The 12370-nt window shown below is 52.2% G+C and carries 11 protein-coding genes; 1 reads left to right on the top strand and 10 read right to left on the bottom strand.

Annotated elements, in window-relative coordinates; translation table 11 throughout:
* Positions 1 to 12: 12 nt before the first annotated feature.
* The 10 genes from CHB92_RS06480 to CHB92_RS06435 all read right to left on the bottom strand — a co-directional run bounded on the left by CHB92_RS06480 (position 13) and on the right by CHB92_RS06435 (position 8726).
* Entirely contained in the window at positions 13 to 306 is a 294-nt protein-coding gene (locus CHB92_RS06480; RefSeq protein ID WP_089318374.1) for a hypothetical protein, read from the bottom strand.
* 99 nt (positions 307 to 405) lie between these two features.
* Positions 406 to 1650 carry a DUF4153 domain-containing protein gene (locus CHB92_RS06475; protein WP_089318373.1) on the bottom strand — a complete coding sequence of 415 codons (1245 nt, stop codon included), beginning with the start codon at positions 1648 to 1650 and terminating at the stop codon, positions 406 to 408.
* A gap of 218 nt (positions 1651 to 1868) precedes the next feature.
* Positions 1869 to 2177, bottom strand: coding sequence for a winged helix-turn-helix domain-containing protein (locus tag CHB92_RS06470; protein ID WP_089318372.1), 309 nt, complete (start codon positions 2175 to 2177; stop codon positions 1869 to 1871).
* Positions 2178 to 2184: 7 nt separating this feature from the next.
* Positions 2185 to 2808, bottom strand: coding sequence for a hypothetical protein (locus CHB92_RS06465; RefSeq protein WP_089318371.1), 624 nt, complete (start codon positions 2806 to 2808; stop codon positions 2185 to 2187).
* 226 nt (positions 2809 to 3034) lie between these two features.
* Positions 3035 to 3457: a cupin domain-containing protein gene (locus tag CHB92_RS06460; protein WP_089318370.1), complete on the bottom strand. Its 423-nt coding sequence runs from the start codon at positions 3455 to 3457 to the stop codon at positions 3035 to 3037.
* 46 nt (positions 3458 to 3503) lie between these two features.
* Positions 3504 to 4079: a Crp/Fnr family transcriptional regulator gene (locus CHB92_RS06455; protein ID WP_089318369.1), complete on the bottom strand. Its 576-nt coding sequence runs from the start codon at positions 4077 to 4079 to the stop codon at positions 3504 to 3506.
* 243 nt (positions 4080 to 4322) lie between these two features.
* On the bottom strand, positions 4323 to 5579 hold the full coding sequence (locus CHB92_RS06450) for a hypothetical protein (RefSeq protein WP_089318368.1): 1257 nt from the start codon (positions 5577 to 5579) through the stop codon (positions 4323 to 4325).
* 26 nt (positions 5580 to 5605) lie between these two features.
* Positions 5606 to 7762, bottom strand: coding sequence for a xanthine dehydrogenase family protein molybdopterin-binding subunit (locus tag CHB92_RS06445; RefSeq protein ID WP_089318367.1), 2157 nt, complete (start codon positions 7760 to 7762; stop codon positions 5606 to 5608).
* Between the two features lie 9 nt (positions 7763 to 7771).
* Positions 7772 to 8221, bottom strand: coding sequence for a (2Fe-2S)-binding protein (locus CHB92_RS06440; protein ID WP_089318366.1), 450 nt, complete (start codon positions 8219 to 8221; stop codon positions 7772 to 7774).
* 100 nt (positions 8222 to 8321) lie between these two features.
* The gene (locus CHB92_RS06435; protein ID WP_089318365.1) at positions 8322 to 8726 is read right to left on the bottom strand and encodes a hypothetical protein; all 405 of its coding nucleotides are present in this window, start codon (positions 8724 to 8726) and stop codon (positions 8322 to 8324) included.
* 134 nt (positions 8727 to 8860) lie between these two features.
* Between CHB92_RS06435 and CHB92_RS06430 the strand changes: the two genes are divergently transcribed.
* Positions 8861 to 12148 carry a sensor histidine kinase gene (locus CHB92_RS06430; RefSeq protein ID WP_089318364.1) on the top strand — a complete coding sequence of 1096 codons (3288 nt, stop codon included), beginning with the start codon at positions 8861 to 8863 and terminating at the stop codon, positions 12146 to 12148.
* Positions 12149 to 12370 lie beyond the last annotated feature (222 nt).

Here is a 12370-nt window from a genome sequence, read left to right as displayed (position 1 = left end):
GCTCTTTAGGTCTTATAAAGCATGCATCATCAGCTCTATCTTCTCGAACAATTCACCCACACCCAGCGCTGCCCAAAGGATAAAAATGCCCAACAGGATCTTTACTATTCTCATTCTTGGGATTGAGAAACCGAACCTATGCTTGAGCATAGCATTTACCGGAAGAAAGTAAACGAGAGAAAGTAGCATTATAAAAACGCCAAAGCCGGGGTCGTTTCCCCAAAAGGTGTTCACTACACCGATTGCAAAAAAAGCCAGACCAAATATCCAACTGATAATGCTCAAAGGATTTAATGTCTTTTCCATAACTGTGTCTCCTTACTTTATAATTTTATGATGTTGATTAAAATTCTTTAGTACCTGCTATTTCCTGCTCTTCTGTTTCCTGAAAATGAGGGCTGAATCTTACTTAAAACCGAAAAGCAGGGGGAAGAGGAAAACCACCACAACAATCCAGACAAAGTAAACCGGGATGTACAGCACGATCGATCTCCCTACTTCGGTAAGGGCTGCTTTTTGCCTGGCTGTTTTGTATAGCATCACTGTTACGAGCAGCAGGTGTACCAGCATCAGGAGGTTGCCAACAAGAACTGCCACTCTGTTGGGTGTGATGCCCCACTCCGAAATCCGGAAGGAAATAGCTGACAAGGCAATCCCATTTACGACCACCGTAACGATGGATAACAGCAGCAATACCCATGTGCCCGAAACAGGCTTTTCGTTGGTTGAGCTTTCGGCAACGGAGAAGAAGATCAAGGCCATTACCCCGATCAGGAGCACGTTGAACAGTAGCAGGAACTCCCTGTCGTTATAGGGATCTTTGCCTGAAAAAACGATGGCCCCCAGATAAACCACCAGCATGACTAAAACCAGCGGACTGAACAGTTTTGCAATCACAGGCGACACTTTGTTTACCAGTTGCGGATTGGTCTGGGTAAGGTGAGTAGCCACGATGGGTACTGCGGGTAAACCGAAAGCCACCACGTACTCAAAGTAAAACTCCTCAATCTCAAACCCGATCAGCGAAAACAGCCCGAGGGTGATCCCCGTCATCAATCCGCCTGCGATGACCAACAGTGCTGCCATTACAGCCAAGTCGCCGTTAAAGCGCAGGAAGTCGAGGCGCTTCTGATAGTGGCTAAGCTCATCACCGGCAAACGACACCCCAAGTATGACCCATAGCAGCAAGGGCAGATGGATACACGCTAAAACCAGGGTATCGCTTACAGGGGTATTTGGCAGGGAGTTGATGTAGACCAGGCAAACGACTATGACCCCAGTGAGGTAGGCTATTTGGTTTACAGCCAGCTTGTTTTTCCAGGCAAAGTAGGCTGCTAAAAACGGGAACACCAGAAAGCTGCTATTCCGAGGGTAAAAGACTTCCTCGCTGATCGGGAAGATGGCGGGCAGTTTGGCCAGTAGGCCTGCCACCAGAGCTGCGATTGCCACAAACAGAAACTCTTTTCTGGATCCCCAGGAAATAGCATCAGAATCGTAATTCAGCCTTTCGTGCCAGAAATCAGCCAGCACATTTCCGCTTAGTTGGGGGTAGACGCTGCTGAATTCCTGCTTAAAGTCAGCTTTGTTTGCCCGGTACAGCCTCTCAAGTTGCCCCGGGTCGTGTAGGTTAGAAAGTATTTCGTCGCGCATGGCTCTTTTATTTTAGCGGTTTAGTTAATGCTTTCAGTATCGTAGCATGCAGGCCTGTTAAACTCAGCACCTTGCAGACACTTATGACAAGAGACTCAGGAGGTCAGCTGTCTCGTACATTGTTTTGCGCCATCATGGTTTTTAGGTTTTCGTATCACACTACCTGCTCATTTTCCATTAAAGTACTTTGAATTACAAAGTATGACTGCAAAAAAAAATTAATCGCCTTGCCGGTTACTTAAAATCAGCTGCTCCAGTGCGTCCAGGTGGCTTTTAAAAGCATCCCGCCCCACTTCTGTGGCGTGGTAAGTCGTGTTCGGCTTGCGGCCTACAAACTGCTTTTCCACGCGCAGGTACTCGGCCTCTTCAAGGGCACGCAAGTGGCTGGCCAGGTTGCCGTCCGTTAGCTGCAGGGTTTCTTTCAGGGTGTTAAAATCAGCCTTCTCTTCTACCATCAGCACCGACATAATGCCAAGGCGCACCCTGCTCTCAAAGGCCTTGTTTATATTTTCAAGAAACGTTTTCAAAGGGTGTTTATCGTTCGTATTTAAAGTACAACAGCGCGCCATACACAATGTGCAGCACGCCAAACCCTATCGTCCACGACAGCAGCCCATAGCTCACAAAGAAGCTGGACAACAGCCCCAGCACCAGTTCGCAAATACCCAGGTACCGGATGTCGCTAAACGTATACTTGCTGCCGTTGATCAGGGCCAACCCATAGAAAACAAGCATAGCGGGTGCAACTAAATACAAAATACTATGGTAAAGCAGCACAGCGCAAAATATACCGCCTGCTGCCAACGGGATAGCCAGGTTTACCAGCAAGCACTGTGACTTCCCGTCCCAGATGCGCTGCTTGTTTCTGCGTGCCCTGCGGATGGTAAAAAAAGAGGCCAGCCCAAGCGCTACGACCAGCACAGCCAGCGACACCGTTAATAAAAACAGGATAGCCTCCTGGTGAAGCGGCATGTCGGCGTTTCCACGGTAAGCGATATTATGCTCACCCAGGTACCACTGCACCACAGCTGCCCCGGCAAGTGCAGTTAGCCCCGCCGAAATTCCTGAAAGTCCGCTAAGCGAAATAAACCGGGAAGAGCGATCCATGATGTTACGGATCTCGTGCAGAGTGGCTAACTGGTCTTGCTGCTGATTCATATTAAAGTACTTTGTGTTACAAAGCTAATAGTGCTTTACGGAAAGTCAAGTTTATTGATTTAATTTTTTAAAGATTATTCTTGATGGTATACAGCGGACATTAGTAGACCTCAATTTTTGTTTACCTTAGGGTAGATGCGATGTTCCCCTGGAGTTGGGGAAGCATACGTCTTCCTGCAAAAAATTCACCCATTGCCCTGCGATCAATCCCAGCGTCAACAAAGGGTTACTTTTCCTTTTCCGGCAACAGCTCTATCAGTTCGCTTTCCCCGTCTGGCAGATAGTTAGCGATGAATCGCAAGGGTTGGCTTTGCGAGTAATTATCGAAATGGATAATGGGGGTGTCTGCTGGCTCAAAGAAGGCGTCACCGGCTTTCAGGACCTGTGTTGGCTTGCCCTCAACTTGCAGCAGGCAGGTTCCTTCCACTATGTATCCCACTACCAGGCAGGGATGCTTATGATAGGGGGCTTTTTGTCCACCCGGAAACCTGACCTCAACTACCCTGACTGATGAAACTCGTTCTTCCTTCAGGTCTGCCAGAAGCAGGTCTTTCCGTGCTATCTGGCTTTGTGCCCTAGCATCTATCATGATGCCTGCCAGGGTAAGCGCGGCACATAAGAGTAAAGGAATCCTCTTTAACTTTATCATGGCTCATGTTTATTTTCCAGCCACGAAGTTGGGAGATCCCTCTCTCTCATGCCTTGATGTATGTTAAGGATTTCATCCTGCTCAAAGACTCCGGCTTAATTCCGAGATAAGAGGCAATATGATACTGCGGCACAAGCTGCTCTATGTTCGGATAACTCTGCAACAGTAACTCGTACCGCTCACGCGCAGAATTCATCAATAAAGACGTCTCTCTTTTACATTTCCGGATAAAGAGGGTATCGGATACATACTTCCCGAACCTGTACCAACTATCACTGCTTCTCAACAGGTTTTGGTAGTCTGCATAGGAGATCAGAAATACTTTTGCGTCTGCTAACGCCTGAATGGTGCCATTGGCAGGTGTTTGGGTCAAAAAGCTGGTATAGGCACTTGCAAAAGAACCGCTTAGATAGAAGTCAAGGTTGACTTCCTCGCCTTCCTTGTAAATAAAAGAGCGTAACAGGCCCTCCTCCACAAAGCCAATAAATGAGCAAGTGGTGCCTGCCTGTATCAGAAACTCCTTTTTGGGGAGGTATACCACCTTCCCCACTTTGGTCAACTGGGCGTAATGCTCCGCTGTGAGCCCTGCTTTTTCAAGCATCACCTCTCGTAAACTTTCCATAGAAACAGCTTCTTTTAACAGAGTTACCACGTGCGTAAAACCAAGGAGAACTTGGTATAGGAGGATATTCTCATAGCTAATTATACAGCAAAGGAACAAGTTTTACTGCAGAAAAGTGGTGTAGGATTTACTTAGGGAACAATCAGTTTGCTCAGCAGCAACAGAGGGACCATCGCGCAGGCACAATAACACTTTTTCCCCCTTGCATGCTTCGGCATAGCTTTAGACAAATAAACACCCGGCTCAGGTAGTTGCAGGCCAGTTTTGCTGAATCCATTCCAGGCCCTGCCGGTAGAGGGCGATGGCCAGGTTTACCCTTTTATCAAAGTCCTCCTCCCCGGTAAAGCCCTGGCTCAGGAACTGGCGGATAAGTTGGGCATTCATCTCTGCATTTGTGTCTTGTACAAGCGCGTCTGCCTCTGCCCGGTAAGTACTGAAAGCCTCCTGGTTTGCTTCGAAGGACTGTGTCAGGAAACTGCCATCCTGTTGGCGCACGGCACAGGTAATCCCGCTGGCCTTCGCAATGGAGGGCGCCAGGGAACCCTCCAGTCCCCTTTTCAAAACAATCACTCCTGTAAAACCGGCCATTCCCGCCAGTGTAATCATCTTCTCGATATACGTGATGTGAAACACAGACGTAACCAGGATATCTGCCTGGCAGGGGTTCAGTACCTTCTCGAGGGTTGCCAGAAAAGGACGCTTAAAGAGCAGCCGCCGCCTGTTTACCCACTGGTCTAAAGCCGGAGAAAGTAGCCGCTGGTCCAGGGCCCACCCGTATTCAGGGGCCGCCAGCGTTAAATCGTTGTTTTGCTGCATGAATTGCCCCGCCAGCTCCTGGTATAGATCCAGGGTGTTCAGGGCGTACTTTGGCCCGGCAGACCTGCCCATCGTGACCACGACAGGATAGCCCTCCTGCTGAAACACCCTTCCCAGGATAGGCGTGATCATAAACGAGTGCTCTACCCCATCAAAGGGCTCTGCCAGCTGTATCACCCTTTCCTGAAGCGATGGCGCTTCCCGGAAAGCGGGGTTGTAAGTGGAGACCGCTGCTTCCATCAGCCCCTGGTACTCCTCATCTGTTTCGTAGCGCATGCGCAGCATGCTGGCGGCCATGCCCCTGAAGGTTTCTCCTGGTTCATCAGAGAAAAGGAACTCCCCCAGGGTCCGTGCCTCGTCAGGGCTCAGGTGTTGCTTGCGCAATAACTTCAGGCCAATCCCTTGCATACGAGCGGGTGCATCAGCACAGAGCATGTTGTAGATGACTTCTGCATCCTGGCCTGCCTCAGGTAGCAAGCGCTGCTCTTCGGCTGTCGGGCCTTTCGCTAGCAAGGACCCGTAAAAAGCACCTTTTTGGATCGGCACCTCCTTTTCTTCGGACAAATAAGCGGCAATGGCTTCTATTTGATCTGCGGGCAAAGGCTTACTGCCATGTTTCCCGATGCCAATCACTTTGATGCCCTGCAGTAGTGGGTTATTCGTAACTGTATATGTACTCTCCATGTAAGAAAAAAAACTTCTGTTGCTGTTTAACGGCTCCCGAGCATACCTTTCATGCCTTTGGGTACAAGCGGGAGCGACTTGAGGCGGATGCCTGTTGCCTGGGCGATGGCATTTCGGATAGCGGGGGCTATGCCCACGATGGGTGCCTCACCCGCTCCGGCGGAGGGCAGGTCTTTTCTATCCAGCTGAATAATTTCTATGGCGGGCGTATCCTTAAAACGCGGTACCCGGTATTGGGCAAAGTGAGGGTTCAGGATTTTGCCGTTCCCGAAGTCAACGGCCTCAAACAGAGCGCCTCCCAGCCCCTGCACAATGGCACCCAAAATCTGGTTATCGAGGTGGGCAGGATTCACCACAGCACCACACTCAAAGGCCGTCGTTGTGCGGACTACCTTTACCTCGCCTGAGCCTGGGTCTACGGCTACTTCGGCACAGGTTGCTGTAAAGCCGCCCTTCTCGGTACCGCCCCCAACGCCAAAACCGTGATTGGGAGCAGGCTTCGCGCTGCCCCAGCCAAAGCCTTTGGCGGCGGCCTCAAAAACTGCCCGCAGGCGCGGCTCGTCCAGGTTCTTCAGCCGGAACGCCAGAGGATCCATGCCCACCAGGTTGGCCAGGTCGTCCATCTGAGATTCTATTACAAAAATGTTGGCCGTGGAAGCGAGCCCCCGGTAGGACCCTTGCCGCAGGGGGGAATCGACAGGATGATGCTGAATCTGCTGATGAGGCACCACGTAAGGCGTATGTATGCCGGATGCCCCGGAATTATAGTTCTGAAACTCCCAGGCGGTAAGCGTGCCATCCTCTGTTACTCCACTGTACACCTCTATCAGCCCTGCCGGCCGGAAGTAGGCCCAGGTAAACTCCTCCTCTCTTGTCCAGGTAAGCGTCACCGATTTTTGAGCGGCCTTAGCCAGGCGGGCTGCCTCCAGGGCCGCCTCGCCAGTGTGCTTCCCGCCATAGGCAGAACCTGTGTCAGGCATGAGCACCCGCACTTTTTCCTGCGGCAGACCGAAGGCACGGGCAAGATCATCGCGAACAGCAAAAGGCCGCTGCGTCCCCGTCCATACCGTCAGGTGGCCGTTTTCCCATTGAGCCAGGGCAGCACGCGGCTCCATGGGCGCATGGGCAATGTAATCGACAGTGTAGCTGCTTTTTAGCTTTTGGGTAGCCGTGTTCATTCCTCTTTCAATGCTCCCTTTCCGGGTACTTCCTCTCCCTCCACCACCCGAAGCGTTTTCTTTTAAAAAGGAGAACAACTCCGCACGAGAAGGTTGTGGCACCTCCTGCCACTGCACTTTGATGGCCTTGATCGCCTTTTCAGCGGTCTGGGGGTCCGGGGCTGCCACCCCGATAAAATCTCCCTCCTGCACGGCCACTACACCCGGCAGGGCTTTGGCCGCCGAGAGATCAGCGCTTTTAAGACTGGCTTTAAAGGAAGGTGCCCGTAGCACCTTGCCGTACAACATACCCGGAAGCTTCATGTCCGACACGTACTTGTGCTTCCCTGTCAGGATCTCTTCGCCGTTTACTTTAGGCACAGAGGTTCCGGCCACTTTCCAGGCGCTTGCTGGTGTTAAAGGAACGTCACCGGCAAGAGGCTTTAGGAATTCTTTTCCTTTGGTGAGCTCTCCGAATGTTTTCGACTCATTTGTGCCAGGGTGTAGTACCTGGCCGTTCGATATGCTTAATGTATGCTTGTCGGTGTTCCACTCCTTTGCTGCCAGGTCCAAAACAATTTCACGGGCCGTAGCGGCAGCTCTGCGCAGCTGCGGGCCCATGCTGGGGGTCGTGCGGCTGCCAAAAGTACCGGCATCGTAAGGGGTAAGGGCTGTGTCCCCCATCACCATGTCGATAGAACCGATCGGCAGCTGTAACTCCTCTGCCACCACCTGCGCAAGAGAGGTACGGATGTTCTGCCCCACTTCTACCTTCCCCGTGTACACCGTCACCTTGTTGTTTTCGCCAATGTGCAGCCAAGCATCCACCTCATCGGCAAAAGCTTTACGCGGAGAAGGAGCACTTCCGGAATCAGACAAAAGGGCAAAGGCGTCCTGCAGCACAAACGTAACGGCTATACCGCCACCTAAAAGCTTAAAGAACCGGCGCCTGCTTTTGTCGGTTTTACCTGCCCTGTGCTGCTCGGTTCCCTGGTTCGGATCAAATGTGGGTGTTTTCTCTTCCATCTTCTCTCTTTAGGCCTTCGCCGCTTCTTTTATTGCCGCCAGGATGCGGGGATAGGTGCCACAACGGCACACATTGCCATTCATAAATCCTATGATTTCCTCCTCTGTCGGTTTAGGCTTGGCTCTCAGCAGCGCTACGGTAGACATCACCATACCGGAGGCACAGTAACCGCACTGGAACACATCCTCGTTCAGGTAAGCCTGCTGCACGGGGTGCAGTTTGCCGTCCTGCGCCAGGCCTTCGATGGTGGTGATCTCCTTCCCTTGCGCAGCGCTTGCCGGTATCTGACAGGAGCGGACAGCAGCATCGCCCAGCAGCACGGTACAGGCACCACACTGGCCTTCGCCGCAACCGTACTTTGTTCCTGTCATGTCCAGTTCATCGCGCAACACATACAACAGGGGCGTTTTCGCATCTGCTGTTACTGTTCGCTTTTTGCCGTTTATCCGTAGTTCCATAAAATAACCTGAGCTTGAAGCTATAATTAAACTTAGCCATTCTGTGGCTGAAACACAAGGCAGCCTTGCTGTGCATGGGCAACAGGCGGCAAAGCTACAGCTACCTTTGCCTATCCAGCACAAGGGCGACGAGTAACAGCAGGGAGCTTAGCAGGGCCACCTTGGAAAGCAGGTCCCCAGGTATATAAAACCGCCCCCCTTGAAGCCTCCTTACGTTTTGTGCCCCTTGGATGGGCTTGGTCCTGTCCTTGTTTATTTCGAAGTGCACATGGTCTCCCTCGACAAGGCGCCCCTCTGTGTCTTCGTACCAGACTACTGTATCTGACTTTCTCCCGAACCCAAGCTTTTCTTTTTCTTCAAACACCTTAATGTAAACCAGATTCCCTTGTCCTGTGTCCGGCCCGCTGCCTTCCGCACCACTGGCGTTCAGGGAGCGGGCATATAGCAAGGTATTCTCACTGGCGTAGCCAAGTGGTTTAACGGCGATAACTGTTCCTTGTGGCATAACACAACTTTTAAATGTTTAAGCTTTGATTATCAACCTGCTACAAAGCAAAATCTTAAATAAAAATACAAATTTTTACCTAAATAATCATTTGCAACTCGTATATATCCTATGGTGCCCTCACAGCATAAGCCATGTTTAAATACCTGCTTGTTACCGTTACTTTTCTGATAGGTAGTTTTAGCTTACTGGCCCAAACCGGCGACCCATTTATACAGTCCTTCCCTCCTGCTGCCTATCAAAACAACGCCTACATTTCCAGTCCACAGAACTGGGGCGTTATGCAGGATAACAGAGGGATCCTGTACGTGAGTAACACGAGCGGTGTGCTCGAGTATGATGGCATTACCTGGCGGCTAGTACAGGGCACCGGCTACGAGGGCCGCTTTCAGTTCGCTAAAAACAGCGAGGGCAGGGTATTTGTCGGCAGCACGAATAACTTTGGGTATTTGGCCCCTGATACCCTTGGTAACATGCGCTTTGTGTCCCTGTTACCGCACCTGCAGGGCAAGTACCCCGGCCTGAAGGTCGTGAAACTTGCTGCTCTGGGCCGGGACGTCTATTTCAGTAACGGGGAGCGTATTTTCCGCTGGTCTGGCCGGCATTTTAAGGCCTGGGGCAGCAAGGCTGGTTTTGGACGCATTTTTACCGTCCGAAACCAGTTGTACGCCCTAGACAAAGAAAAAGGGCTGTGTGTGCTGGAGAATGAACAGTTTAAAGCACTGCCTGGCACCGAAGGGTTTGATACCTTAAACGTAACAGCCCTGTTGCCTCTTCCCGCTTCGAAGGCTTCCCGGCACAACTTCTTTATGGCCACCTTCGAGCAGGGCCTGTTTCTCTATAAAGATCATATCCTGCATAAACTGGCACCCCGGCCCGCCGATGCCCTGGAGCAGGAATACTTTATGCACGGCATCGCCCTGGCCGATGGCACCATCGCCCTGGCTACGATTACCCGGGGTGTTGTGATCGTTAATTACAAGGGGGAGGTAAAAAAGATCATAAACAAGGAAAGCGGCCTGAACGACAACGCGGTTCTCCACCTCTACCAGGACCAGGAAGGTGGCCTGTGGGCCTCCTTAAACAAAGGCGTCAGCCGCATTAGCTACCCCTCCCCCGTTTCTTACCTGGGCGAGGCTACAGGGCTGGACGGAATTGTGCTCTCTATCTTAAAAAAGGACAAGCTCCTGTACGCTGGCACATCCTCCGGCTTGTACGTGGCAACCGAGGATGCCCTGACACCCACATTCGAGGAAATTACGCCCCTCCAAAACGAAGTATGGAAACTGCTGGACTTGGGAGATGCTCTGCTGGTTGTGAGTACACCGGGCGTATACGTGCTGGCAAAGGGGGCTTTGCAGCGGGTGTCTCCCCCAGAGAATGGCACCGTGTATAAGACAATCCTCCGTTCCAGGCGCGACTCAAGCAGGTTCTTTGTAGGCTCATCTGATGGGTTGGCTGTGCTTACCCACCAGGAGGACGGATGGAAGTGGGAAGGAAAGGTAAAGGGTGTGGCACACAGGGTAATCTGGTTGGCAGAAGATAAGGCCGGGACACTGTGGGCCAGCTGTGAGGACAATATTTCTGCCATCAAGGCTTCCCCGGCTGCGATCATGCAGGCACCGGTCTTTAACTATAAGCCCTCTGCCCAACTGGCCCAAAGGTTACGCCGGCTGGAAGCACACAGTATCAACGGTAAAGTTTACTTCGGCACCAGCGAGGGCATTTATAGCCTACAGCAGCGAGGCAGCCGCCTTTTGCTCGCCCCTGACAGTACGTTCGGGGTTTCCTTCGCCAACGATACCCGCGAGGCCATCAACTTGACCGAAGACCGACACAAGCGGATCTGGCTAAGCTCTGAGTTCAAAACCGGCCCTTTACACGGGCATCCAGACAACACCTACACCTGGGATACGATCCCACTGAGCCGGATGCCACAGGTAGACGTCTGGACAATACACACAGACCCCAAGGGCGTTGTATGGTTGGGCACCACCGAAGGCATTTTCCGCTATGACTCCAGGGTGTCAAAAAACTATGATACCAGGCCGCACACAGTGCTCCGCAAGGTAAAGTTGTCGGGCGACTCTACGGTTTTTCTGGGAGCCTTTGCCGGAGGCGGGGCTCCCTGCCTCACGCAGTCGCCCCGCTTCCGGTTTACCCTGCCCCATGAGGTCAGTTCCATCAGCTTTGAGTTTGCCGCCACTTCTTACGAAGCCCCTACTCAGCTGCTCTACAGTTATAAACTGGAGGGAGAAGACAAGGACTGGTCGCACTGGACCACCGAAACCAAAAAAGAATACACCGGCCTCGACGAGGGAAACTATGTGTTTCGCGTGAAGGCAAAGAACGTCTATGGCGCCGAAAGCCTGGCCTCTACCTTTAGCTTCAGCTCCCTGCCCCCCCTGTACAGGACCTGGTGGGCTTATGCCTTCTACGGCTTGTGTCTTATAGCGGGAATAGTGGCGGTAGACAGGTACCAGCGCCGTCGGCTCCTTTACAGGGAGCGGAAAAAAGCGAGGGAGCGGGAGCTGGAGCAGGCCCGGGAAATAGAAAAGGCCTACCACGAGTTACAGCAAACCCAGAACCGGCTGGTGCAGAAAGAAAAAATGGCTAGCCTGGGAGAACTCACGGCCGGTATCGCCCATGAGATTCAAAACCCGCTGAACTTTGTGAACAACTTCTCGGAGCTCAGTTTCGGTCTGGTGGAGGAGTTGTGGGCCGGCCCGCTCCTCCAGCTGCCGCCGGAAACGAGAGCAGAAACAGCCGAAATCCTGGAGAGCCTGCACCAGAACCTACAGAAGATACACCACCACGGCAGGCGAGCCGATGCCATTGTTAAGAACATGCTCCAGCATTCCCGGGCCAGCTCCGGCCAAAGAGAGTGGACAAACCTCAATGCCCTGGTGGAAGAGTACCTGCGCCTAGCTTACATTGCCGTTAAGGGCAAAGACAAGCACTTTGAGTGTCTCCTGGACACGCACCTTGACTTGCAGCTGGAGAAGGTGGAAGTAATGCCGCAGGAAATGGGACAGGTACTGCTGAACCTCTACAACAATGCCTTCTACTCGGTACAGCAGAAACAGCGACAAGGCGTGGCGGACTATGCGCCGCGGGTAATGGTAACGACCGGTAGCCAAAACGGGAAAGTCGAGATCAGGGTGTGGGACAACGGTACCGGGATCCCACCCCATGTGCAGGGTAAAATCTTCCAGCCCTTCTTTACCACCAAGCCCTCTGGGCAGGGAACTGGCCTGGGTCTCTCCCTCAGCTACGATATTGTAACAAAGGGGCACGGAGGAGAGCTAAGCGTCACGACGGAGGCAGGCGAATGGACGGAATTTGTTGTTACGCTACCCTATGTGCCGGAATCCACAGCCCTAACTAAGACTTCGACAGCTCCTGCCACTGCTTTGCCTTGAGCCTGGGTCTTTCTCTTGCCGCCCCCTGAGTCGGTTGGCAAGTAGTTGAAAGGCCCTCCACTTTATAACACCGCCACAGCTCCACCTAAAGAAGCCGGCGCTTCAAGGCCGCTTCCATATTCCATCAAACGCCATAAATTAAGTACCGCACCGCTTTTCCGTCTCCTTTTGCCTCCTAAATGGCCTCAGTAAACACCGCTGAACACCAGCAACATAACTGTT

This window comes from Pontibacter ummariensis (assembly GCF_900188175.1).
GTDB lineage: Bacteria > Bacteroidota > Bacteroidia > Cytophagales > Hymenobacteraceae > Pontibacter > Pontibacter ummariensis.
Note: the sequence above shows the minus strand (reverse complement) of the source record. Positions and strands in the feature narration are given on the sequence as shown.